The 24,204-nt window shown below is 47.5% G+C and carries 26 protein-coding genes; 14 read left to right on the top strand and 12 right to left on the bottom strand.

The window, feature by feature from the left end; translation table 11 throughout:
* Nucleotides 1-264 precede the first annotated feature (264 nt).
* Complete coding sequence (locus G9F50_RS13560; RefSeq protein ID WP_060562082.1) at nucleotides 265-1,089, top strand: C40 family peptidase; 825 nt, start codon at nucleotides 265-267, stop codon at nucleotides 1,087-1,089.
* Nucleotides 1,090-1,157: 68 nt separating this feature from the next.
* Here G9F50_RS13560 and G9F50_RS13555 read toward each other — a convergent pair whose 3' ends face one another.
* Entirely contained in the window at nucleotides 1,158-2,033 is an 876-nt protein-coding gene (locus G9F50_RS13555) for a transcriptional regulator CitR (RefSeq protein ID WP_007409271.1), read from the bottom strand.
* Nucleotides 2,034-2,142: 109 nt separating this feature from the next.
* Between G9F50_RS13555 and G9F50_RS13550 the strand changes: the two genes are divergently transcribed.
* The 4 genes from G9F50_RS13550 (at nucleotide 2,143) to G9F50_RS13535 (ending at nucleotide 7,399) form a co-directional block, all read left to right on the top strand.
* Nucleotides 2,143-3,246 (top strand): citrate synthase/methylcitrate synthase, encoded by a 1,104-nt coding sequence (locus G9F50_RS13550; RefSeq protein WP_025284485.1) that lies wholly within the window; start codon nucleotides 2,143-2,145, stop codon nucleotides 3,244-3,246.
* A 79-nt stretch (nucleotides 3,247-3,325) separates the two neighbouring features.
* Nucleotides 3,326-4,195 (top strand): SDR family oxidoreductase, encoded by an 870-nt coding sequence (locus tag G9F50_RS13545; RefSeq protein WP_014417296.1) that lies wholly within the window; start codon nucleotides 3,326-3,328, stop codon nucleotides 4,193-4,195.
* 330 nt (nucleotides 4,196-4,525) lie between these two features.
* Entirely contained in the window at nucleotides 4,526-5,929 is a 1,404-nt protein-coding gene (bcaP, locus tag G9F50_RS13540) for a branched-chain amino acid transporter BcaP (RefSeq protein ID WP_060562083.1), read from the top strand.
* A 114-nt stretch (nucleotides 5,930-6,043) separates the two neighbouring features.
* On the top strand, nucleotides 6,044-7,399 hold the full coding sequence (locus G9F50_RS13535; RefSeq protein ID WP_032874290.1) for a sodium-dependent transporter: 1,356 nt from the start codon (nucleotides 6,044-6,046) through the stop codon (nucleotides 7,397-7,399).
* Nucleotides 7,400-7,435: 36 nt separating this feature from the next.
* Here G9F50_RS13535 and G9F50_RS13530 read toward each other — a convergent pair whose 3' ends face one another.
* From G9F50_RS13530 to sigM, 3 genes are read right to left on the bottom strand one after another with little or no spacing between them, the layout of a single operon-like run.
* On the bottom strand, nucleotides 7,436-7,726 hold the full coding sequence (locus tag G9F50_RS13530; protein ID WP_003155315.1) for an anti-sigma-M factor: 291 nt from the start codon (nucleotides 7,724-7,726) through the stop codon (nucleotides 7,436-7,438).
* Nucleotides 7,714-8,790 (bottom strand): anti-sigma factor, encoded by a 1,077-nt coding sequence (locus G9F50_RS13525; RefSeq protein WP_088005355.1) that lies wholly within the window; start codon nucleotides 8,788-8,790, stop codon nucleotides 7,714-7,716. The genes G9F50_RS13530 and G9F50_RS13525 overlap by 13 nt, the downstream gene beginning before the upstream one ends.
* Complete coding sequence (sigM, locus tag G9F50_RS13520) at nucleotides 8,780-9,271, bottom strand: RNA polymerase sigma factor SigM (protein ID WP_003155312.1); 492 nt, start codon at nucleotides 9,269-9,271, stop codon at nucleotides 8,780-8,782. Before sigM ends, G9F50_RS13525 begins: the two co-directional genes overlap by 11 nt.
* Nucleotides 9,272-9,509: 238 nt before the next feature.
* On the opposite strand from sigM, the gene G9F50_RS13515 reads away from it, so the two are divergent.
* On the top strand, nucleotides 9,510-10,109 hold the full coding sequence (locus tag G9F50_RS13515) for a lysophospholipid acyltransferase family protein (RefSeq protein WP_060562084.1): 600 nt from the start codon (nucleotides 9,510-9,512) through the stop codon (nucleotides 10,107-10,109).
* Between the two features lie 45 nt (nucleotides 10,110-10,154).
* Here the strand turns inward: G9F50_RS13515 and G9F50_RS13510 are convergent, their stop codons facing one another.
* Entirely contained in the window at nucleotides 10,155-11,489 is a 1,335-nt protein-coding gene (locus G9F50_RS13510) for a hemolysin family protein (protein WP_007409264.1), read from the bottom strand.
* Between the two features lie 61 nt (nucleotides 11,490-11,550).
* Entirely contained in the window at nucleotides 11,551-11,976 is a 426-nt protein-coding gene (cueR, locus tag G9F50_RS13505) for a Cu(I)-responsive transcriptional regulator (protein WP_007409263.1), read from the bottom strand.
* 179 nt (nucleotides 11,977-12,155) lie between these two features.
* Here cueR and G9F50_RS13500 point away from each other — a divergent pair, with 179 nt between their 5' ends.
* The 3 genes from G9F50_RS13500 to G9F50_RS13490 all read left to right on the top strand — a co-directional run bounded on the left by G9F50_RS13500 (nucleotide 12,156) and on the right by G9F50_RS13490 (nucleotide 16,236).
* Nucleotides 12,156-13,340, top strand: a complete 1,185-nt coding sequence (locus G9F50_RS13500) for a pyridoxal phosphate-dependent aminotransferase (protein WP_063095845.1) — start codon at nucleotides 12,156-12,158, stop codon at nucleotides 13,338-13,340.
* A 32-nt stretch (nucleotides 13,341-13,372) separates the two neighbouring features.
* A complete protein-coding gene (locus G9F50_RS13495; protein ID WP_165406550.1) occupies nucleotides 13,373-14,617 on the top strand; it encodes a beta-ketoacyl synthase N-terminal-like domain-containing protein in 1,245 nt (414 codons plus the stop codon).
* Nucleotides 14,618-14,847: 230 nt separating this feature from the next.
* Nucleotides 14,848-16,236 (top strand): hemolysin family protein, encoded by a 1,389-nt coding sequence (locus G9F50_RS13490; RefSeq protein WP_165406551.1) that lies wholly within the window; start codon nucleotides 14,848-14,850, stop codon nucleotides 16,234-16,236.
* Between the two features lie 13 nt (nucleotides 16,237-16,249).
* Here the strand turns inward: G9F50_RS13490 and crcB are convergent, their stop codons facing one another.
* From crcB to G9F50_RS13475, 3 genes are read right to left on the bottom strand one after another with little or no spacing between them, the layout of a single operon-like run.
* The gene (gene crcB / locus G9F50_RS13485; protein ID WP_012117180.1) at nucleotides 16,250-16,609 is read right to left on the bottom strand and encodes a fluoride efflux transporter CrcB; all 360 of its coding nucleotides are present in this window, start codon (nucleotides 16,607-16,609) and stop codon (nucleotides 16,250-16,252) included.
* Nucleotides 16,606-17,001 carry a fluoride efflux transporter FluC gene (locus G9F50_RS13480; RefSeq protein WP_060562086.1) on the bottom strand — a complete coding sequence of 132 codons (396 nt, stop codon included), beginning with the start codon at nucleotides 16,999-17,001 and terminating at the stop codon, nucleotides 16,606-16,608. The genes crcB and G9F50_RS13480 overlap by 4 nt, the downstream gene beginning before the upstream one ends.
* Nucleotide 17,002: 1 nt before the next feature.
* Complete coding sequence (locus G9F50_RS13475; protein WP_063095820.1) at nucleotides 17,003-17,719, bottom strand: glycerophosphodiester phosphodiesterase; 717 nt, start codon at nucleotides 17,717-17,719, stop codon at nucleotides 17,003-17,005.
* Nucleotides 17,720-17,888: 169 nt separating this feature from the next.
* Between G9F50_RS13475 and G9F50_RS13470 the strand changes: the two genes are divergently transcribed.
* The 3 genes from G9F50_RS13470 to G9F50_RS13460 all read left to right on the top strand — a co-directional run bounded on the left by G9F50_RS13470 (nucleotide 17,889) and on the right by G9F50_RS13460 (nucleotide 20,067).
* Nucleotides 17,889-17,993: a YhdX family protein gene (locus tag G9F50_RS13470; RefSeq protein WP_003155299.1), complete on the top strand. Its 105-nt coding sequence runs from the start codon at nucleotides 17,889-17,891 to the stop codon at nucleotides 17,991-17,993.
* A gap of 163 nt (nucleotides 17,994-18,156) precedes the next feature.
* A complete protein-coding gene (locus G9F50_RS13465; RefSeq protein ID WP_007409256.1) occupies nucleotides 18,157-19,272 on the top strand; it encodes a mechanosensitive ion channel family protein in 1,116 nt (371 codons plus the stop codon).
* Between the two features lie 63 nt (nucleotides 19,273-19,335).
* Nucleotides 19,336-20,067: an NAD-dependent protein deacylase gene (locus G9F50_RS13460; RefSeq protein ID WP_301294548.1), complete on the top strand. Its 732-nt coding sequence runs from the start codon at nucleotides 19,336-19,338 to the stop codon at nucleotides 20,065-20,067.
* Nucleotides 20,068-20,100: 33 nt separating this feature from the next.
* Here the strand turns inward: G9F50_RS13460 and G9F50_RS13455 are convergent, their stop codons facing one another.
* Nucleotides 20,101-20,949: a polysaccharide deacetylase family protein gene (locus tag G9F50_RS13455; protein WP_060562087.1), complete on the bottom strand. Its 849-nt coding sequence runs from the start codon at nucleotides 20,947-20,949 to the stop codon at nucleotides 20,101-20,103.
* Nucleotides 20,950-21,205: 256 nt separating this feature from the next.
* Between G9F50_RS13455 and dat the strand changes: the two genes are divergently transcribed.
* Nucleotides 21,206-22,057, top strand: coding sequence for a D-amino-acid transaminase (gene dat / locus G9F50_RS13450; protein ID WP_165406552.1), 852 nt, complete (start codon nucleotides 21,206-21,208; stop codon nucleotides 22,055-22,057).
* A 41-nt stretch (nucleotides 22,058-22,098) separates the two neighbouring features.
* On the opposite strand, the gene G9F50_RS13445 is transcribed toward dat, so the two are convergent.
* Entirely contained in the window at nucleotides 22,099-22,683 is a 585-nt protein-coding gene (locus tag G9F50_RS13445; RefSeq protein ID WP_012117186.1) for a TetR/AcrR family transcriptional regulator, read from the bottom strand.
* 108 nt (nucleotides 22,684-22,791) lie between these two features.
* Here G9F50_RS13445 and G9F50_RS13440 point away from each other — a divergent pair, with 108 nt between their 5' ends.
* Nucleotides 22,792-23,343, top strand: a complete 552-nt coding sequence (locus tag G9F50_RS13440; protein ID WP_007409251.1) for a hypothetical protein — start codon at nucleotides 22,792-22,794, stop codon at nucleotides 23,341-23,343.
* Between the two features lie 38 nt (nucleotides 23,344-23,381).
* Here G9F50_RS13440 and G9F50_RS13435 read toward each other — a convergent pair whose 3' ends face one another.
* Nucleotides 23,382-23,882, bottom strand: coding sequence for a universal stress protein (locus tag G9F50_RS13435; protein ID WP_007409250.1), 501 nt, complete (start codon nucleotides 23,880-23,882; stop codon nucleotides 23,382-23,384).
* Nucleotides 23,883-24,204 lie beyond the last annotated feature (322 nt).

Below are 24,204 nucleotides of genomic sequence, written 5' to 3'. Positions count from 1 at the left end.
TTTGGAAAGTAAACTGCTTTGTTTTTCCAAAATACGAGGATCACAGGAAAAAAACATGACAAATTGACTCGTTTTTCGTCACGTTTGAAATCAAATTGAAATATTTAATACCCTTAAAAACTTTTTTCAAAAACGAATTAGTAAGAAATTTGTCACGGGAAGTCAAGTCTATTTCTAGTGGAAATTGAACCTTATAATAGGAAACAGATAAAAACTTTAAAAAAGAGACACATAAAATAGATAGAATCATTCGGGGAGGAAAATATGAAAAAGCAACTTGTTACAGCAACAACGGCAGTGGTTTTGGGGACGACTTTGTTTGCGGGCGCGGCGTCTGCGCAAACGATTAAGGTAAAAAAAGGCGATACATTATGGGGACTTTCAAATCGGTATGGAACGTCAATTAATTCCATTAAATCTGAGAACAAATTAAAATCGGATATCATTTACATCGGTCAGACGCTTTCGATCAACGGTAAATCATCTTCAGGTTCAAATTCGGGCAGCAAGTCATCATCGTCTACATATAAAGTCGTAAAAGGCGACAGCCTTTGGAAAATTGCGAATAAATATAAGATGACGGTAAACCAATTAAAAAGTTTAAACGGTTTAAAAACGGACCTGATCCGCATCGGGCAAGTGCTTAAAGTAAAAGGATCAACTTCCGGTTCAACGTCTTCAGGATCTTCGTCATCAAAGAAGCCTTCATCCAGCCATAATATTTCACAGACGAGCCTGAATGTAAACAAGCTGATTTCTGATGCGCAATCTTTAATCGGCACGCCGTATGTATGGGGCGGAACAACGACTTCCGGCTTTGACTGCAGCGGATTTATCTGGTACCTGTTAAACAAACAGACGAGTGTCGGCAGAACAAGCACTGCGGGATACTGGAGCTCAATGAAGAGCGTGTCCAGCCCGTCAAGAGGAGACTTCGTCTTCTTTACAACATATCAGGCCGGCCCTTCACACATGGGTGTGTACATCGGAAACAACAAGTTCATCCATGCCGGTTCTGACGGCGTCACAACAAGTGATCTGAATAACAGCTACTGGAAACCGCGCTACCTTGGCGCGAAAAGATTCTAGCAGCGATAGAAACCCGTTCATCAGAACGGGTTTTTTATTTAGACGGGACAGAGCTCCATTTGTTTCACCTAAAAATGAAAATGTGATAAAAAATCTAAAAAGGTTTTCTTTTTTTCATTTTCATAGAGGGCGATGGCGTACGCGCCCGCGCTCGGCATCTGGGCGAATTCGCACGGAATTTCAATCATGCTGCCTGCGGCGAGTTCGGCCCGTACCGCTGACAGCGGCAGAAATGAGACGCCCAGCCCCTCTTTAATAAATCGTTTCGTAATATGCGTCTGTGTCACCTTCATTGTCCTAACGAAAGGGAACTGTATTCTGACCTGGCGGAGCAAATCATCCCAATAGTCAGGATGGTTATGGGTCAAAAGCAGATATTGTCCGAACAGGTCTTTCACTTCATCCGCCTTCCCTGTCCCGGGTTTTCGGCCGGGCGGCGCGACGAGGACAACGGGGTCATTGTACAGGGGGCGGCAAGTGAGGGAAGATGATTGCACCTTTAAGCAGCTCAGTCCGATATCGGCTGAGCCGTTTCTGATTTGAGAGGCGATTTCTTCCGATTCGAAAATGGTGACCGTCATTTCGGTTTCTTTATTGTCCTCTGTATAACGCTTCATGACAGACGGGAGAACGGTGTCGGCGATAAGCGGCGAAACAGCGAGTGTCAGCGTGTGCGAGTAGCCCTGGCGCACCCTGTGCAGCTCCGCCATGCTGTTTTCATAGTCTTCCAAAAGCCTCATGGCAAACGGCACGTATGCTTTTCCTTCTTCCGTCAATTGTATTTTCCGGCCGCTTCGCTGAAACAGCTTGCAGCTGATTTCTTTCTCTAATAATTTTATATGAACGGTGACGGTCGGCTGAGATAAAAAAAGCGTTTCCGCCGTTTTTCTGAAATTCTCATATTTTGCCGCGGTGACGAAGGTGTGAAGCCATTTAAAATCCATAGATGCACTCCTCTGATTAAAAGTTTTAATTAATTCCCTTAAAAATATTCATTATTTTTTAAATATTATATTTACTATAATAACAGAAAGAGGATAAGGGGGAATGAAATTGATTTATCGTGGATTGAAAGGGATTACTTGTGCAGAAACGGCTATCAGCCACATTGACGGAGAAAAGGGGCATTTAATATATCGCGGCTATGATGCGAAGGATATTGCGCTGCAATTCAGTTTTGAAGAAGCGGCGTATCTCATTTTGAACGGGGCGCTTCCTGATGAGCGGCAATTGCTTGCGTTTCAGGAAGAACTTGCAGCCGAGCGCGGGCTTCCGAAACATTTGATCGACTTACTGGAAACGCTTCCGGATGAAATGGACGACATGGCGGTGCTGAGAACGGCTGTTTCAGGTTTGGGCACAGATTCATTTACATATCCGCCCAAGCCGGAAGAAGCGGTTAAACTGATTGCCGTCACACCGACGATTATTGCGTACAGATACCGCCGTAAACAAGGGCAGGAAGCGTTGTCACCTGAGGCGCGATACGGACACGTTGAAAACTATTTGTATATGCTGACAGGCAGGCAGCCGTCCGCAGCCCAAAAGAAAGCGCTTGAAACGTATATGATTCTGGCGATGGAGCACGGGATGAATGCATCGACTTTTTCAGCGAGAGTCACCGTTTCGACTGAATCGGACTTAGTGTCTGCCGTCACTGCCGCACTGGGTACGATGAAAGGGCCGCTGCACGGAGGCGCGCCTTCAGGCGTCACGAAAATGCTTGAAGACATCGGGAAAAAAGAAAATGCAGAAGCGTATTTGGCAGCGAAGCTTATGAGGGGAGAACGCCTGATGGGCTTCGGGCACAGGGTGTACAAAACAAAAGACCCGCGGGCGGAAGCGCTGCGCATAAAGGCTGAAGAAGTGGCGGGAAATGATCCGTCGCTTGACTTGGCGCTTTATGTGGAGAAGGAAGCCATCCGCCTGTTAGAGCAATATAAGCCCGGACGGAAGCTGTATACGAATGTGGAGTTTTACGCAGCGGCTGTGATGCAGGCCATTGATGTCGACAATGATTTGTTTACGCCGACCTTTTCAGCAAGCAGAATGGCAGGCTGGTGCGCACACGTGCTTGAACAGTCCGCTGACAACATGATTTACAGGCCGTCTGCGAAATACACCGGCGCTTTTCCCGAAACGGCTCAGCAGCTTTAATTACCGGCATATTTGTCCGTTTAACTCCCCGCACTGCGTGGTATCGTCTCAGTAATACCAATTGCAGGAGTGTGAGAATATGAATCCGATGGACAGACAGACGGAAGGACAAAAGCCGCAGGTGCAAAACCGCCAGCCCGGCATTGAGTCAGACATGGAGCCAAAACCGCTCTTGGAGGACCCGGATGTAAAAGGATCGGGCAGATTAAAAGGAAAAGTCGCCGTCATCACGGGCGGAGACAGCGGCATCGGCGCAGCGGCTGCGATCGCTTACGCGAAGGAAGGGGCGGATCTTGCCATCCTGTACCTAGACGAACATGCCGATGCCGAGAGAACGAAAAAGCGTGCGGAAGAATACCAGGCCGAATGCCTGTTAATTCCGGGAGACGTCGGTGATGAGGCGCATTGTCAGAAGGCGGTCCGGCAAGTCTTAGATCACTACGGAAAAATAGATATTCTCGTTAATAATGCGGCTGAGCAGCATCCGCAAAACGGGATTCTTGATATTACGGCTGAACAGCTGGAGAAGACATTCCGTACAAACATGTTTTCTATGTTTCATATGACTAAAGCCGTGCTGCCTCATCTCAAAAGAGGGAGCGCCATCATTAATACAACGTCGATTACCGCTTATCAGGGAGACACATCATTGATCGACTATTCGTGCACGAAAGGCGGCATCGTTTCCTTTACGCGTTCAATGGCGATGTCATTGGCCGATCAGGGGATCAGAGTAAATGCGGTGGCCCCCGGGCCGATCTGGACCGCCCTGATTCCGGCAACGTTTACTGAAGAAAAGGTGGAAAAGCACGGTCTGGACACTCCGATGGGAAGACCGGGACAGCCTGCGGAACACGCCGGAGCTTACGTGCTTCTGGCTTCAGACGAATCTTCCTATATGACGGGGCAGACCATTCACGTAAATGGCGGCAGGTTTATTTCAACATAATACGCAAGTCTTATCCCGCACTTTTAAAAAGTGCGGGATTTTTATTTGATTACATATGAATACGATTTTTAAAAAATGGAAGTCTCCAGCCGAATCACTAATGTTAATATTTCACAGCAGAGAATCCGCTGAGTTCTGTTTTATGAAAACTGAAATAATATATAGAATTTTCAAAAAAGTTATTTTCATTTTTATATTTTTCGCTATAATATGATGTAGGAGAAAGGAATGATGTGCTGAAACATTTCATGCGAAAAATAAGAATTTAGTCATTATCGCTATTGTTATCTGAATATTCTAACATATATTAATTTACAAGGAGTGAAGCAGATGAAGGGGAGCATATTCAGAAAGAAAAGCATTCAGGACCTGCTTGCCGCAACGGGCGGGGAAAAGTCGCTGAAAAGAGAGTTAGGGGCCTTTGATCTGACCCTTCTGGGGATAGGGGCCATCATCGGAACGGGAATTTTTGTATTAACCGGAACAGGCGCTGTCACGGCGGGGCCGGGGCTGACTGTTTCATTTGTCATCGCCGCTCTTGCGTGTTTATTTGCGGCTTTATCATATGCGGAATTTGCTTCAAGCGTCCCGGTTTCCGGTTCCGTCTACACGTTTACTTATGCGACACTGGGTGAACTTCTCGCATTTATCATCGGATGGGATTTAATCTTGGAATATATGCTCGCCGTCAGCGCGGTTTCGGTCGGCTGGTCCGGCTATTTTCAATCATTCTTGGCGGGCTTCGGCGTTCATCTTCCGACTGCATTAACGGCCGCGCCGGGATCCATTAAAGGCACGGTCACATTCTTTAATCTCCCCGCATTTGTTATCGTGCTTGCGATTACATTCCTCCTCTACTTAGGCATTAAGGAATCGAAGCGGGTCAATAATATTATGGTCATTTTGAAGGTTCTGGTTGTTCTATTGTTTATCGCCGTTGCGGCCGTATATGTCAAACCTCACAACTGGCAGCCGTTTATACCGATGGGGTTCGGCGGTGTTTTCAGTGCCGCGGCGCTCGTTTTCTTCTCTTTTATCGGTTTTGACGCCGTCTCTTCCGCCGCTGAAGAAACGAAAAATCCGGCGAAGGATCTGCCGAAAGGAATTATCTTTTCATTAATCGTCTGCACTGTGCTGTATGTGACCGTATCGGCGATTATGACGGGCGTCGTTCCGTTTGCCCGCTTTGAAGGCGTTGACCATCCCGTGTCTCTCGTCCTGCAGATGGCCGGACAGAATTGGGTGGCCGGGATTATTGATATCGGCGCAGTGTTGGGAATGACAACGGTGATGCTCGTCATGCTGTACGGCCAGACGAGGGTGATGTTTGCCATGTCCCGTGACGGTTTGGTGCCGGGGGCGCTTTCAAAAGTCCATCCGAAGCATAAAACGCCGCACGTGGTGACATGGGTGTTCGGCATCCTGTCGGCATTACTCGGCTCACTCGTCCCGCTTGATGAGCTGGCGAAGCTGGTGAACATCGGCACGCTTGCCGCATTTGTCCTGATTTCCGTGGCGGTTATCGTATTGAGAAAGAAACAGCCTGATCTGCCAAGGGCTTTTAAATGTCCGGGGGTTCCCTTTATTCCGGTATTGTCCATTCTGTTCTGCGTGTTTTTGATTATTAACCTTGGCGCCACCACCATATTCCGTTTCTTTATCTGGCTGATCATCGGTCTGGTGATTTATTTCTTATATTCGAGAAAGCATTCGAAATTAAACGGGGATTTGTAAGGAGCGGCACCCGCCGCTCCTTTTTATTTTTCGGAATAATGAAACATATTGAAATGGGCTTAAGTTATCGCAGCGAATAAGGGATAATATAGGGCGGAAGGGAAGTGGAAAGTCGTGTCTGACCAAAAAAGGGTTCAATGGGCCTCAAAAATAGGATTTATTATGGCCGCTGCCGGTTCGGCGATCGGCCTGGGAGCCATTTGGAAGTTCCCTTACGTAGCGGGTACGAACGGAGGAGGCGCTTTTTTTCTTGTATTCGTCCTCTTTACCGTACTTTTAGGCTATCCGCTTTTGCTCGGTGAATTTATTTTCGGAAGACGGAGCCAGACAAATGCGATTGATGCCTACAAACAAGCCGCGCCGAAGTCGGTATGGCACCTCACGGGTTATGTGGGTGTGGCGGCCTGTTTTTTAGTTTTGTCTTTTTACAGTGTTGTCGGCGGGTGGATTTTGCTTTATGTGTTAAAAGCTGTTACGGGTTCTTTATCCGGGCTCACTCAGGAGCAGTACGGAACGGTGTTCGGGACGGTCATTGAAAATCCGATCCAGACTCTCGCCGCGCAGCTTGTATTTATGATCATGACCGTGGCGGTCGTCGCAAAAGGCGTGCAGAAAGGGATTGAACGTGTCAGTGCGGTGCTGATGCCGGTTTTATTCGTGCTGTTTCTATTGCTTGTGCTGCGATCAGTCACGCTCGATCATGCCGTTGAGGGGATTAGATTTTTATTGGTTCCGCACTTTGAAGATTTGACGCCGGAATCCATCCTATATGCTTTAGGACAGGCGTTCTTTACATTAACGCTCGGCGTTTCGGTCATGGTGACATACAGTTCGTATCTGCCGAAAACCCAAAACCTTCCGGGATCGGCGGGTTCCATTGTTGTGATGAATGTGCTCGTCACGCTGTTTGCGGGACTGGCCATTTTTCCGGCGGTTTTTTCGTTCGGCTTTAAACCGGATGAAGGGCCTACACTGCTGTTTACCGTACTGCCGGCTGTGTTTGACCGGCTGCCGTTCGGCTCGCTGTTTTTTATCAGCTTTCTGGCGGTCTTTTTCTTCGCCGCGCTGACTTCGGCCTTTTCGATGGTGGAAATTATCGTAGCGACTGTCGGGAAAGGTGATGAAACGAAAAGGAAGAAGCTGTCGTGGACAAGCGGTCTGCTCATTTTCTTAGTCGGAATTCCGTCCTGTTTATCATACGGTGTTCTCGGTGATGTTCATTTGTTCGGAAAAACGTTTTTTGATCTAGCGGATTTCACAGTGAGCAATGTGCTGATTCCGCTCGGCGCTTTATTAATATCAATCTTCATCCCCCTGAAAATACCGAAGCGGGAGCTGTTCGCCGAGATGAAAAGCGGTTCCGCCATCGGCTATCGTTTCTTTCAGGTGTGGTATTTCCTTCTGAAATATCTCGTGCCGCTGGCTATCATCGTCGTATTGCTGCATTTAATCGGCGTTCTTCCATTTTAAAAAAACAGGCCCCCGTAAAAGGGCCTGTTTTTATGTTTAAAAACCGAATTGCAGATTCGTATCAACGGCAACGATCGTATATACACAGACAATGACGAAAAGGTTGAGGATGACACCGAGCAGTCCCGGGCCCGTCCGTCCTTTTTTAATAAACAGCTCAATGATGCCGAACGGCACGGCGGCCATCGCAAACGGCAGCATCTGATAAGAATAGAAAGTCACATTGCTGATGATTGCCACGTTCAAAAGCAGCAGCGACAAAATCGCGGTACCGACTGATATCCAGCCGAAAACATTATGCTCTTTAAAAATTCTTACCAATTCCATAATTCCACCTCACCGATGTTTGCTGCTTTTACTGTTTTGTTTTTCAGCAGACGTTCGATTTCTTTTGTCGGCCCCGTCACGACAGAGCCGTATACGTTCATTCCGTGATGTTCAACATAGTCGATTCGGCTGCCAAGATTCATGTCTTTGCGTTTCGATATTGCATGAGCCCATTTTTTATGGCGGGACATAAATTCAAGGGCATTGATAAATTGTTCACGGTCTGTCTGTCCTTGCGTTTCGAAAGAGGACACCATCTTGGAATCTTTCCCGGGAAATCCTAACGGCTCGGCATAAGGACTGTCTTTCAGATTTTTCTCCGTTTCGACCGCGTTCCATAAAAACTTCACATCGTATTTTTTAAAAGTTGAATATACTTGAGAAGAAGGGTAGGCCCGGTCATAAGAAAGATAGACCTCCGCCACGCTTCCTTCAGGCAATTTTTTTAATGTCTGTCCGGCTTTGTCAATCGTGCGTTCCTTTAAGCCGGAAGGATGGGCGAAATAATGCTTTGCCTGTGCCGCGTCTAGATCATAGTAGTTAACGGCAGGTGATTTGACCGTATCTAAAAACATTTCAATCCGTTCTCCGCCGACGGATTTCGTTTTTGTGCCGATCTGCTTTTGCAGCGGAAACTCTGTATTCATTCCAAACAGCTTCACCTGGCTTTTCAGTCCGGAGGTATCGACGAGTACGTTCGGCATGGTGGTCGCCACCGTCACGGCCGCGGTTTCCATTAATTGATTGCCGGTGCTTTCTTTTCCTCCCAGACCGTAATAGAGGTAGCTTCCCAAAGTGCAAAGCGGCAAAATCATCAAAGTGGAGATGACGGCGAGAACTGAAATCCGCAAATACGATTTGCGTTTTCCGTATGACAAAATGGCCTTCTGTTTTTCCGGGCTGATGCCGACGTCCCATTCCCGGTCGTCCTGCATTTCGCTTTCAATCAACTCCTGATAGACTTCCAGCTTTTCCAGCTCTTCTTCAAAGGCGGCCATTTCCCGGTCGCTCATTTCTCCATTTTTGTATTGGTAAAAACGCTTTTTAAATTCTTCATTCATCATTAACACCTCTATTATAAAGTGCTTTCAGCCGCTGTCTGGCACGAAATAAAACACTTTTAAAATTAGCCTCTGAAATATTCATAATATGGGATGCTTCTTTGTAATTCAGTTCTTTTAAATAATACAGTGTTAAGGCCTCCCGATAATTGTCGGGAAGTTCGGACATATACCCTGTCAGCACTTCCTTGATTTCAATCTGATGAGCCGGGCTTTGAACAGCCGTCTGAAAAAGGCTCCCAATTAAGTCATCGGAAATGGTCACTTCCTTTTTATGTTTTCTGACATAATCTATAAACGCATTTCTCGCCACTTGAAAAAGCCATGGCTTTACTTTGCTGTGGTCGTAGGAGTGAATGTGTATGTATGCCCTCATAAAGGTTTCCTGCAGCAAATCTTCAGCGAGATGCTTGTCTTTTGTCATGGAGAGCAGGAACCGGTAAACATCATTCATATACATTTGGTAAATTTCATCGATCGTCACTGCCTTTTCTCCCCTCTATGTTATACACGCATAAGAAAGGTTTAAAGTTGCACGTTCCATGCAAACGGCTTAAATTCATTTTCACCTCATCAAACACCATTTCTCTATAGTACCCAAAATCCGTCATAAAAGATAGAGATCGGCGGAGGAAAAATATATTTATTAGTACCAGGTAATAAAAAATATTGTTATAATAGAGAGAGAACACTTTTGATCATTACAACAAAGGAAGTGCGTTATGTATAAGTTTTGTGCAAATGCCATCAAATTCATTCTTTCTCTGCGCGGAGGAGTCAAAGTATACAATAAAGAGAATCTTCCGTCTGATAAAGGATTCGTTATCGCGTGCACGCATGCGGGCTGGGTGGACGTCCTCACGCTCGGTGTCGGGATATTGCCCCATCAGATTCATTATATGGCGAAAAAAGAGCTGTTTCAGAAAAAGTGGATCGGACGTTTTTTGAAGAAGATTCACGCGTTCCCGGTTGACCGTGAAAATCCGGGCCCAAGCAGCATTAAAACGCCGATTAAGCTTCTGAAGGAAGGAAAGATTGTCGGGATTTTTCCGAGCGGTACGAGAACATCAGAAGACGTCCCGCTGAAAAGAGGGGCCGTGACCATCGCCCAAATGGGAAAAGCGCCGCTCGTTCCGGCCGCATATAAAGGGCCGTCTACGGGAAAAGCGCTGTTTAAAAAGGGAAAAATGCGGCTTATCATCGGCGAGCCGATTTTTTTGGAGGACTTTTCCGATCTTGCGCCGAAGGAGAGGCTTGCGGCCATGACAGAAGAGCTGAATGCCAGAATTAAAGAGCTTGAGAAAAAACTTGATCAACTGTAAATGAAAAAAAGCTTGCCGTCTGTATCAGACGCGCAAGCTTTTTTGTTATGCTTCTTTTTGTTCGGCGGTTTCCAGCAGTTCATCAAACGCCAGTTTTTTCACTTCGATATATGCGACGTGGTGGCCGTCAATTTCATTAATGATAAATTCACAGCCTTCTTCGATAATCGAGTCGTATTGTTCGACGTCGTATTTCTGGGTAAGGAACCAGCCGCCGATGGTGTCGACCTCGTCATTTTCCAAATGGATGCCGAGGAGTTCGTTCACTTGATCAATCAGGACCTTGCCGTCAAGCATGTAATGGCCGTCGCCGAGTTTGCGGATTTCGTTGATTTCATCGATATCAAATTCATCACGGATTTCCCCGACGATTTCTTCAATAATGTCTTCAACGGTGACAAGCCCCGCGGTTCCGCCGTATTCATCCGACAGAATCGCCATATGAACCCGTTCCTTCTGCATTTTTACAAGCAGATCGTGAATCGGTGCCGACTCAATCACATGGATGATCGGATTGACAAAATCGGTAATCGGCGAGTCGACTGATACTTCGCCGCTGATGCAGGCGGTCAGCACTTCTTTAATGTTAATAACGCCGATAATATTATCTTTGTCACCCTCTTCGACAGGGTACCGGGTATATTTTTCAATCTGAATGATGTCCATCATTTCAGAAATTTTGATATCATGCGGCAGACTGACGATTTCCGTACGCGGAATCATGATTTCTTTTGCAAGTCTGTCGTCAAATTCAAAGATTTTGTTCACGTATTTAAATTCAGACTGGTTGATTTCACCGCTTTTATAGCTTTCCGATAAAATGATGCGCAGCTCTTCTTCAGAGTGGGCAAGCTCATTTTCAGACACCGTCTCCAGACCGAACGCCTTCGTTAAAAGACGGGCGGAGTTGTTCAGAAGCCAGATAAACGGGAACATGATGCGGTAAAACCAAATGAGCGGTTTCGAAAACAGCATTGAAACGGCTTCCGCTTTCTGGATGGCGACTGTTTTCGGCGCCAACTCTCCCACGACCACGTGTAAGAATGTAATGATCGCATAGGCGAGAATAAATGAAATAATATGCGATAATGAGCTTGGTACGTTTATCTTTGTGAAAAGCGGATGAAGCAAGCGTTCAATCGTTGATTCGCCTAAGACACCAAGACCGATGGAAGTCAATGTTATGCCGAGCTGGCACGCCGATAAATACTCATCTAAATGCGTGGTCACTTTTTTGACACCGATTGCGGCTTTATTTCCTTCTGCTATAAGCTGGTCAACCCGTGAGCCTCTGATTCTGATTATCGCAAACTCAGATGCTACGAAAAATGCCGTCAGCGCGATTAAAACCGCGACTAAAATCAAATTCACAATGTCCAATTAGAACCTTCACTCCTTTTGGGAAGATGAAGGTAACACCTCCTGTTAGTAAGATAATGGTTTAACTTAACAGCAGCATAAATGATTGAAGCACTGCAAGCTTTTCAGGAGCCAGCCTTTTTTTCAGCTGGGCGCGCTCCTCTGGTTCAAGCTTTTCAAACCGATTCAAGATCACGGAGATGTTTTGATTCATGTGATCAATTTCCGATGCCAGATTTCCAATATCGTCAGGCAGGGCTGAAGAGGGAAACTGGTTCTCCAGTCGATCTTTTATATCAGACAGGGCCAATCGCTGCTTTTTACAAGCGACTATAAACTTTAACCGATTAAGTGCAAGTGTATCGTAGTAACGATAGTTCGAACAAGACCTGTCAGGCTTTAAAAGCCCGAGGTTTGTGTAGTAATCCACCGTGCGTTTCGTTACACCGGCAAGCTCTGCTAATTCACTGATGCGATAAGTCTCAGCCCCATCTAAATCCCTCCCCAACCATCACGTTATAGTTATGAGAATAGTTTAATATATGAAGGGGAGTTTGCACAAGTTTATTGTTTTCCGTCTTTCTCCTGAAACGGCGCGGCGGGCTGTCTGAAAAAGCGTTGACTGCGCCATGTAAATCTTTCATAATCATTGTAAATAGAAACGGAAGAAAAAGACAGAAGGGACAGATGACAGTGGCCGGTTTATCACGGGAAGTGACACAGAATCTGGAGAAAGGTTCATGGATACGCAAACTATTTGATGAAGGCGCTCGGCTGAAAAAAGAGTTCGGCGCCGATAAGGTGTTTGACTTTTCAATAGGAAATCCGGTTGCGGAGCCGCCTGAAACATTTAAAAAGGCGCTTTGCGAAGCGGCTGAAACAGGGCGGCACGGATACATACAAAACCAGGGGCTTCCGGAGGCGAGAGAAAAGGTTGCGCGCTTTTTGTCAGAGCGGTTTCAGACAGAAATTTCCGCCAGGCATACAGTCATGACGGTCGGAGCCGGCGGGGCGCTGAATGTCGCGCTGAAGAGCATTTTAAACCCGGAGGAAGAAGTCATCCTTCTTTCGCCTTATTTTGCGGAATATAAAGCGTATGTTGAAAATTACCGCGGCAGACCCGTCATCTGCCCGCTGACTGACTCATTTGAGATTGATATTGAAGCGGTTAAAGGTGCGATCACCCCCCGTACGAAAGGACTGATCGTTAATACGCCGCATAATCCGACGGGGACTGTGCTCAGCCAGAAAAACCTTAACGAATTAGGCGCCTTATTAAAAGAAGCCGAAGAGCGGAACGGCCAAAGCATATTTATTTTATTTGATGAACCGTACAGCCAGCTGATCTACGGAGAAGAGCAGGCGAATCCGTTTCAGGCGTATCACCGCGTGATTTTAGTCAGTTCGTTCAGTAAAGATCTCGGCATTGCGGGGGAAAGGCTCGGGTATATCGCGGCAGACGCCCAAATGCCTGAGGGCGATCTTCTGACGGATGCGTTCGTTTTCTGCAACCGGACGCTCGGCTTTGTGAACGCTCCGGTCATGATGCAGCGCGCCGTGGCGAAAATGGATGATCTTTCGATTGACGCTGAACCTTACAGAAAGCGGAGAGACCTTATGGTGGACATCCTCACAGAAGCCGGCTTCGAATTTGAAATGCCGAAAGGAGGCTTTTTCGTCTTTCCGAAATCACCGATTGAAGACGAGGTGTCGTTCTGCATGCATGCCGCACAGAAATACAAACTATTGATCGTACCCGGCAGCGGATTTGGAAAAAGCGGCTATTTCCGATTATCTTTCAGCGTGCCTTCAGAACAGATCAGACAGTCGCGCGATATTTTCAAAGCACTGTATCAAGATTTTTCTTCATAGCTTCCAATACATAAAGATGGGAGAACGGACAAATGTCGAGGAGTAATAATGGCACGTCAGACATCAGCATTACAGGAGTCGGAGTCTTAACCGCGGTCGGACAAGGCAAGGAGGCGTTTCTCAATGCGCTCATGGAGGGGCGGCACGCCTTTGATGTGATGAAACGGCCCGGCCGGCAGAAAGGCAGTTCGTTTATCGGCGCGGAGCTTAGCGAATTAACGCAGCCGGACGCGCTGTCGAAGCGCTTGTACCGAAGGGCCGCATTATCAGGAAAGACGGCGCTTATCGCTTTATATGAAGCGTGGCATGACGCTCAATTAGACGGCGCTGATCACAGCCGCACCGGTCTGATCATCGGCGGCTCGAATATGACGCAGCGCGAATTGCTGCAGGCCTTTGAGAAAAACGGTGAAACGCCGCAATTTGTAAATCCGACATACGGGCTTTCTTTTATGGATAGTGATTTGTCGGGGCTTTGTACGGAGCAATTCGGGATAAAAGGGCCGGCCTTTACGGTCGGCGGCGCGTCGGCCAGCGGCCAGGCGGCGGTTATCCAGGCTGCTCAAGGAATCAAAGGCGGCCTGTTTGACCGGTGCATCGTGATCGGGGCGCTGGCCGATCTGTCGTACATGGAGTGTCATGCTCTCCGTTCTTTGGGGGCGATGGGCACTGATACATACGCTGAACGGCCTGAAGCCGCCTGCCGCCCGTTTGACCGGCATACGGACGGGTTTATATTCGGAGAGGCGTGCGGGGCGATTGTGCTGGAACGCGCTGAATCTGCCGAACAGAGGGGCGCGCGTTCGTGGGCCGGCTTAAAGGGCTGGGGGATGGCTTCCGATGCGAACCGCAACCCGAATCCTTCAGCAGAGGGCGAAATGACGGTGATCCGCCAGGCGCTGGAGCGGGCCTGTCTTTCAGCAAAAGAGATCGATTACATCAACCCGCACGGCACCGGTTCGCCGATCGGTGATAAGACTGAATGCCGGGCGCTTTCTGAAAGCGGCCTGTCGCACGCGCGGATTAATGCGACAAAATCGATTACCGGACACGGTCTGAGTGCGGCCGGAACGGTGGAAATCATTGCTGCTCTCTTGCAAATGCGGGAAAACAAGCTTCATCCGATCCGAAACTTAACGGAGCCGATTGACGATTCATTTCAGTGGGTGACCGACGGGCCGAGCGCCCATACCGTACACCATGCGTTAAGCTTAAGCATGGGATTCGGGGGGATTAATACGGCGCTTTGTTTAGAAAATCATTTCCGAAGCAGATAACGGCAGCCTTCTTTTTGAAGGCTGTTTTTTATATGATAAAAAATCTGAAAATGATGAAAGAATGGAGTTGTGATACAATAAACTATACAAATGACAATCATGCTTTGACTTAGGAGGTGGCAGGATGGGGCCCTCTGTGTAGTCAATCACCCATTTCGTTCCTCTCGCTTAAGAAAAAACGATGAAATCAGGAGGTGACGTCCTTATCCTTCAATTCGGGATAAGGTGAAATGGACGATATTGACAGTTTGATTTTAATCGGTGTGCTCATTGCGTTAACGGCATTTTTCGTGGCGAGTGAATTTGCGATCGTCAGAGTGAGAAGATCCAGAATCGATCAGCTCATTTCAGAAGGGAACAGACGGGCGGTGCTCGCAAAGCGTATCATTACGGATCTTGATGAGTATTTATCCGCCTCGCAGCTCGGCATTACACTCACATCCATCGGGCTCGGCGTACTGGGAGAGCCTGCATTTGAGCGGATGCTTCATCCTGTGTTTCAGGGCATGGGGCTGCCGGATTCTGCTGAGCATGTGATTGCTTTTGCTGCGGCGTACGGGCTGATTACGTTTCTGCATGTCGTCGTCGGTGAGCTTGCGCCTAAAACGGTTGCGATTCAAAAAGCGGAAAAGCTGACGTTATGGATTGCCGGACCGCTTCGGTTATTTTACGTGTTCATGTTCCCGTTTATTTGGGTGCTGAACGGCTCCGCGAGAATTCTGACCGGTTTGGCCGGATTAAAGCCGGCATCTGAGCATGAAGGCTCCCACTCTGAAGAAGAGCTGCGGATCCTGCTGTCAGAAAGTTTAAAAAACGGAGAAATCAATCCGTCTGAATATACATTTGTGAATAAAATTTTTGATTTTGATAATCGGATCGCCAAGGAAATCATGATCCCGAGAAAAGAAATCGCGGCTGTTTCCACTGATATGGACGTGCCGGAAATGCTTGATATGATGCTGAAAGACAAATATACGCGCTGGCCCGTAACGGACGGGGACAAAGACAGTGTCATCGGCATGATCAATACGAAGCATCTCTTTTCAGATCTGCTGTTTATGACAGAAGATGAAAAAGCGGAAGTATCCATCACGTCTTACGTCCGCCCGGTGATTGAAGTCATCGAGACGATCCCGATACACGACCTGCTGATAAAAATGCAGAGAGAACGGATTCATTTGGCGATATTGTCTGATGAATACGGCGGAACGTCCGGTCTTGTGACGACCGAAGACATCCTTGAAGAAATCGTCGGCGATATCAGAGACGAATTTGATGAGGACGAACAGCCGCAGATTCAAAAGCTGTCCGAACGCCATTATGTGCTGGACGGAAAGGTTCGGATTGATCAGGTGAATCATCTTCTCGGCGCAGGGATTGAAGAGGAAGTCGACACGATCGGCGGTCTTGTGCTGAAACGGAATATTGACATCCGTTCGGGTGAGTCGATACAAATCGGGGGATACACTGCCCTCATATTAGAAATGGACGGCCGGTTTATTAAACAGCTTGAACTCAAAGAAGAACAGGGCCGCCCGGGCGGTCAGGGAACAATAAACCGCCAGCTGCCCGTGCCTGAAACGGTCATGCTTCATAACGCAACCTTGAGCGAAAAATAAGCTCAAGGTTTTTTTAAATGGATATCATAACAAAGCCGCACCAGAACGCCAAAAGGCTTCCGGCTGCTGAAACAGCGATGTAGAGCAGGCTTTCCTTTATGCGGTTGTTCATCATCAGCTGCACGGCTTCAATACTGAACGTGGAAAAGGTCGTAAACGCACCGAAAAAGCCCGTCGCGATGATGATGCCGGCGGAAGGATTATCCAGGCCCAGGCCGGTGAACATGCCGAGGCCGAAGGAGCCGAGCAGGTTGACCGCAGCCATTCCAAGCGGCATCGGAAAACCTTTTGTTCTTTCTGAAATTGTTTTACCCAGCAGAGACCGTAATACTGCTCCGATACCCGCTGCGATAAGCATCAGGACAATCGTCATGGCGTATCATGCCCCCTTCCCGCTGCGTGAAGGGCAATCCGCCGTCCCCAGAAAATGCCGGCACATGCAAGGGTAATGCCAGAGACTAATGTCGCGGCAAAATAACAAAAAGCCGCTGCGGGAGACGATTGCAGCAGAAAAATGGTTTCTTTTGCGAAGGTTGACATCGTCGTGAAACCTCCGCAAAAACCGGTTCCTAAAAAGGCGGTCAAAAGAGGGCGTTTAGCCCGAATGATGAAATAACCCGTAATAAGACCGAGTAAAAGGCTTCCCGCCGCATTTTCGAGGAAAGTGGCCGCCGGGAAAGAACCGCTGTGAATGTGCGCGCTCATTTCAAAGCGGAGCAATGCGCCAAGCGCGCCTCCGATAAAAATTGCGATGTATTGTTTCATATCAGCCATCCTTAGAAATAAAATCCGGAAAATCAGTTACAATGCCGTCAACTGCCATCATTTGCAGCTTTTGGGCCGTCTTTTGATTTCTGACCGTCCAGGCAAACACTTTCAGGCCGTGTCTGTGAGCGGTGGAAATCAAGAACCGATTCAGGCGGGTATATTTAATATTGACATAATTTACGGCTGATTTGTAGGCGGCCAGCTGGCTTTTGGAAAACATCCCGAAGCTGGGTCTTGCAATTATTGCAGTCGGAACGGACGGATACATATCGTGAAAGGTCTGAATTGACTTGAGGCTGAATGATTGAACGATAGGGCGGATGGAAAAGGAAAACCTGCTTAACAGCTGGCCGACTGCTTTTTCAAGACCGACTTGAGAAACGTGCCCCTTCAGTTCAATTAAAAATCCGATTTCAGAATGATAACGCTTCAGAACCTCTTCGAGCAGGGGAATCCGCTCCCCTTTAAACTCAGCCCCATACCAGCTGCCGGCGTCCAGAGACTGCAGCTTCTTCAGCGTAAAATCTTTTACAAAACCGGAGCCGTCCGTCGTCCGGTCGACTTTGTCATCATGGATGACGACAATCTGGCCGTCTTTTGTGAGCTGGACGTCAAGCTCAATGAAATCAGCGTTCATTTCGGCAGCGATATCAAATGCCGCAAATGTATTTTCGGGCGCGTAACCGGATGCGCCGCGATGAGCGATGGTATACAAGCTTGTCAGCTCCCCTCATGGGCATTTCTGTTATTATATCAGATTCGTATATGCACAGCGATTCAAACTGGTGAATGTGCGAAACAGTATTTTTTTGGAATAAAGATAGTGCTTTTTTCGGTTTACAATCCGCAGTGATGATTTATAATGGCAAAAAGGAGGCGAGATCATGGGAAAAGGGAGATTGAAAGTGGAAGAAAGAATTAAGGCCGAAACCGATGCTGAAATCCAAAAAGCGACTCTCCTGAAACAGACACAATCAAAGAAGAAATAGTGCCTGACCCTGTTGTATCTGGCTGAAAGATGAACGAATGTGTGAAAAACCCCGGCTGTGCTCTGATGCCGGGGTTTTTCAGGCTGCCTAAAGACATTAAAAGAAGCTGATGTCCGAATGTTTTAGTATAATAGATTTTCGACAAGACAAAGGAGCATATGCCATGATGACACAATTTCAGAGCTTTTTTACGCTTGACCATATTTTGCAGATCAGTATCAGCATCGGAATTTTAGCGGCTTTTCTCGTTTTGAGAAAACTGTTTGTCAAATACTTTTTTCAGCTCATTTACAAATTGGCGAACAAGCCGAAAACCGACATATTCAAACAGATTGCCGTAGCGTTTGACAAGCCGGCCAGATGGTTTTTCGTGGCGCTGGGTCTATTTTTGGCGATTGAGTATTCGCCGTTTTTAGACGGGCAGATGGACATTGTCAAAAAATTGTACCGCTCTCTGATCGTTGCGCTGATCGCCTGGGGGCTTTGCAATCTGACATCGGCATCTTCGTTTTTATTTCATAAAGTCAATCAGCGCTTTGAGCTTGATATGGATGACATTTTGGCGCCGTTTTTATCCAAGGTGCTGCGCTTTGTCATTCTCGCGCTCAGCGTCAGTGTGATCGCGCAGGAATTCAATTATGATGTAAACGGGTTCGTGGCCGGACTCGGACTTGGCGGATTGGCCTTCGCGCTTGCGGCTAAAGATACGATCAGCAATTTTTTCGGCGGCATTATCATCATTACGGAAAAGCCGTTTACGATCGGCGACTGGGTCGAGACGTCATCTGTAACGGGGGGCGTTGAAGATATCACATTCCGAAGCACAAGGTTCCGCACGGCGCAGGGGGCGCTTGTTACCGTGCCCAATTCAACGCTGTCCATGGAAGCCATCACAAACTGGACGAGGATGACGAAGCGCCAGGTCACGTTTTCCGTTCGTGTTTCTTATGCGACGCCGATTGATCGTTTAGAGCGGTGCATCACAAGGCTCAGAGAAATGCTTCGTGAACATGAAGGCGTGCATGATGATACGATTATGGTTAACTTTGACGTGTTTGCGGACAGCTATTATAATTTGTTTTTCAACTTTTACACAAAGACCATCGTCTGGGCGGAAAGCTTGGACGTGCGGCAGGATATCAACCGCCGGATTATTGATATTTTTGCTGAGGAAGGCGTGGAATTCGCCTATCCGGGCCAGAATGTATTCGTAAAACAGAAAAGCCACGATGATCCGGTTCACGTGAAGGATCATTCCGGAGAAAAAGAACGGGCATAACAGGCGCCGTTCTTTTTTCATGATATGATAAAAAGAAAAGGCGGTGGAAGAGTGGAAGCGTTTATGACATTGATCAATCAGGCGGAACGTATCGTGGTGCTGACGGGAGCGGGAATGAGCACGGAATCCGGCATTCCTGATTTTCGTTCGGCGGGCGGTATATGGACCGAAGACACATCCAGAATGGAAGCGATGAGCAGGGAATACTTTGAACGCCGTCCGCGTGAATTCTGGCCTAAATTCAAACAGCTCTTTCAGATGAAAATGAGCGGAAGCTATGAGCCGAATGCCGGCCATACGTATTTGGCGGATCTTGAAAAGCGGGGAAAGCAGGTAGACATTTTCACACAGAATATTGACGGGCTGCATAAGAAAGCGGGAAGCAGCAGTGTCTATGAGCTTCACGGTTCAATTCAGACCGCCGCATGCCCCCGCTGCGGAGCGCGCTACGGGCTTTCTCATCTGCTGAAGGACGAAGTGCCGGAATGTACGGCGGAAATCGGTGATCATGCGGTATGCGGCACCGTATTAAAAACGGATGTCGTGCTGTTCGGCGATCTCGTTCAGCATTTTGAAACCCTTTATGAAAAGCTTGATAAAGCTGATCTTCTTCTTGTGATCGGCACTTCGCTTGAAGTGGCGCCGGCAAGGTTTGTCCCTGAGGATGCGGGACGGATTCCCGGTTTGAAGCAGGTGATCATTAACCTTGAGCCGACATATTGCGACCATTTATTTGATCTTGTCATCCATGAGAAGATCGGTGAATTTGCAAAACGGATCAGCGCCGCGACATAAAAAAAGCCGGATCATATACAGATCCGGCTTTTCTTATTCATGGACGGGAATCATTTGATCCGTCAGAACATCAAAGGAGTAGCCCTGGGCTTTCAGTTTTTGGATCAGGCTCGGCAAAGCGTGCACCGTCGCAGGCAGATCGTGCATTAAAATGACATGCGGCCTGCTCGTATGAACGCTTTCCAAATATGCGAGCTGATTCAATACTTCCGGCACGTACCGTGCGTTTTTGTACTTCCAGTCTTCACTGTCTATCGTCCAGTCCCAGTACACGAATCCGCCTTTTTCGAGATTCTTAATCTGGGCATCCGTCAATGACGGTTTACTGCCGTAAGGCGTGCGGACAAGATCCGTTTTTACTCCGGTGATTGCCTCGAGTGTATCGCGTCCCTGCTGCATTTCGTTCAGCGGTGATGCCGGTGTTTGATAAAACAGGTGATTATCGTGCGTCACGCCGTGCAGGCCGAGCGCGATTCCTTCCTGCTTCGCTCTTTTCACGGAATGCTGATAGGCTTTCATCCGCGGTTCAAGCATAAAAAAAGTGGCCTTTGCGCCATTTGCCTTCAATACATTCAACAGCTGTTCAGTATATGGAGACGGCCCGTCGTCGAAGGTTAAATATACCGTTTTTTTCCCTGGGTCACGCTCTCTCTGCAAATGTTTCATTAAGACGTCGGGAGAATCATTTTTCAGCCGCAGGCTTTCTGCTTCATCCCGAAGCTGCCCGTTTGCGGTCACGGTGACCTGTTTGTTTTTTGCGGCGGAAGCGGAATATCCCATTATGACGATTACCAGAAGCAGTCCGCACAAAACTGCTAAACTCGTAAGTTTAAAAGCCAATGAAAACAGAGAAGGGGAAGCACCTTCTTTTGTGTTGCGCATAACAATCTCTCCAGTAGCATAAGTTTCTGCATAATGCCGATAACAGCGGAGGCTTGCGAAGTGCCATAAGTTAACAGCATATGTATGTCGAATCAAGTATACAGGAACAAAACTGGAAAAGACATAGAAAAGATGTCGAATAATAAGATTTTAAGAAAAAAATAAACTCCGCAGCCGGCTCGTTCAGTATGATAGAATAGTTGACAATAACAGCTGAGAATGCACATCACGGCAGATAACGATGAGGAGGGTTTACATGAAGACATTAGTAAACGGCCAGTTGGTTGATCGTGAAGAAGCGGCAGTTGATATTGAGGACCGCGGATATCAATTCGGTGACGGTGTGTATGAGGTCATCAGAGTGTATAACGGTGCCTTATTCGGTCTGCGTGAGCATATCGTCCGTCTTTTCAGAAGCGCCGCAGAAATCGGCATCACCCTGCCGTTCTCCGCAGAGGACATAGAATGGGATCTGCAAAAGCTTGTACAGGAAAACAAACTCATTGACGGCGGGGTCTATATACAGACGACGAGAGGGAAGGCGCCGCGCAAGCACCAGTATGACGAAGGATTGGAACCGCAGACGACTGCATACACCTTTTCAGTGAAAAAACCGGAAAATGAACAAAAAGCCGGAGCGCAGGCCATAACGGCGGAAGACAAACGCTGGCTGAGGTGTGACATTAAGAGTCTGAATTTACTGTATAATGTGATGATTAAACAAAAAGCCTATGAAGCAGGCGCTTATGAAGCGGTGCTGATAAGGGACGGAGCGGTCACGGAAGGAACCTCTTCCAATGTATACGCCGTCATAAACGGCACTGTCCGGACGCATCCTGCAAATGAGCTGATTTTAAACGGCATTACGCGGATGAAACTGTTAGAGCTGATGAAAGAAAACGGGATTGAGGTGCGGGAGCAGGCTCTTACCGAAGACGAACTCAGGGATGCGGATGAAATTTTCATCTCGTCAACGACGGCTGAATTAATCCCGATCGTAACCCTTGACGGGAAACCGGTCGGAAGCGGAGCGCCGGGACCTGTAGCCAAAACGATTCAAGAGGCTTTTCAGTCGCACATTCAGCAGGAGCTCGGCGTTCAGTCATAAGCTGAAAAAAGGCCGGAACACATCCGGCCTTTTTGCTTCAGTCAGATAAAAAGAGATTCGATATGCTGCACGAGCACACGGGAGATCTTCTCTTTTGAAAGACGCTCAGGTTCAAGCATGGCATGCAGCGCCAATCCGTCAGCGATGGCGTACATTTTCTCCGCTTCGATCTCTTTATCAAGATTCGGTTTCAGAAGCTTATTTTCATCCAGCCAGTCAATCAGACCGCGGATATATGCCAAGATCCCGTCCTGCTGGGGTTGAAACTCTTCTCCCTTATGTCTGGCATAAGCTGTGAAAGCGAACCATACCTCCATTTCAGCCATCGTTTCTTCATCTGTCGGGATGATTTCAAGCATCAGACGCACCGCTTTTTCTTTCGGCGGCAGATCTTTCATGGCAACTTCGTTAATTCTGGCGGCCGCTTTTTCTTTTACGAGTGTCATCGCATACCCTAAAAGCTCATCCTGGGTGGTGAAATAGTGCCTCAGCGCGCCTAAAGAAAGACCCGCTTCCTGGGCGATGTTTCTCACTGTCGCTCCTTCCATTCCCCGCTCCAAAATCGTCCGCCAAGTGGCTTCGGCTATTTGTTTTCTTCTTTTTTCATGATCGATTATTTTAGGCATGGTTCCAGTGTAACAGGAAATATTTTTTCTTGCAATTTTGTAATACAGTTGTATTAAATAAAAAGCAGTGATACAATGCATTTTAGAAAACGATAAGGGGGAACCGGATTGAACGCGATTGCTTGGTTGATTGTCATTTGTGAGGCTGCTTTTTGGGCGGCTGTCATCTTCGGATTGGCGGCGCGCTATATATTCAGGCGGCAAAAGCTCGGAATGTTTTTTTTCGCTCTCATTCCTTTATTGGATGCCGTACTGTTTCTGGCGGCCGCAGCTGATTTATACAGAGGGGCGGCGGCGACTATGGCGCATGCGGTGGCGGCCATTTATATCGGAGTGTCTGTCGCCTTCGGGAAAAGCATGATTCAATGGGCGGATGAGCGGTTCCGCTATTATGTGGTCAAGGAAGGGGCAAAACCGGTCAAGCGGTACGGGCTGGATTATGCCAAACATTATGCAAAAGGATGGGGAAGACATGTATTAGCATTTGTCATCGGCGGCGTTCTTTTAGCCGGAACGGTATTTCTCATTCAGGACGCTTCCCGCACCGAAGCGCTCAGCAAGCTGTTAAAGGGCTGGTCTGTCGTATTGTGCATCGATTTTTTGATCATGGCGAGTTTTTTTGTGATGCCGAAAAAAAGAAGAAACAGCCGGGAGCTGTAAAAAAAGCAGCTTTTGATTAAGCTGCTTTACAGAAAGAATTATTTTACGATCAGCACGGGAATATCGGATTTCGATGACAGTTTTTCACTGACGCTTCCGAATAAAAGTTTTTTCAGCCTGTTCTGGTCCCGGCTCCCCATGACGATCAAATCCGCCGATATACGGTCGGCATGCTCGATAATGGCATCAGCGGGATCACCTTCTAAAATGTCGATATCCCCGTCAATCTGGCTGTCGTTCATCAGCATTCTCGCTTCCGCAACGATTTCTTCCGTACGGTCTTCATAAATCATCGGATCAGGGGAGATTCTTTCCGCCTGGAGCGGGTCAGGAACGCTTGCAATCCCGCCGCCGATATACGTTGCCCCGGCTCCCGGCCTCGGGGGATCAACAATCGTCCGGGTATCTTTTGCATTGTGGGAATGTACGACCGTTAAATCCGCGTGAAACGTTTTTGAAAGGTCTATGGCTTTTTGGAGCGCTTTTTTACTATCATCACTTCCGTCAAAAGCTGCTATCAACCGGTCTGCGTGAAACATCAGCCTCATCCTTTCAGTAAAAAAGGTTTGTTTTACAATACCCGTGCGGCAGAAATGTAAAACCTGCATTGACAAAAAAAGGATTTGTTTATATGATGAAGGAACAATATAGGGAAAAAGGAGGTATGGATCATGTCAAAACTAAAGCTTGTCAACTCATCTTCAGCTGAATACCGGCGTGACTCCCATACAGCTTCCGTTTTCTGAACATTTGCTTAAAAACGGGGCAGTCGCGCATAAACGGCGGGTCTGTACCTTATTTATAATAATAAGAGGCATGGAGCTGAGGCTTCATGTCTTTTTTTATACAAAAAAATGAAAG

Source organism: Bacillus sp. EKM206B (genome assembly GCF_011066015.1).
In the GTDB taxonomy this organism is placed as follows: Bacteria; Bacillota; Bacilli; order Bacillales; family Bacillaceae; genus Bacillus; species Bacillus velezensis.
Note: the sequence above shows the minus strand (reverse complement) of the source record. Positions and strands in the feature narration are given on the sequence as shown.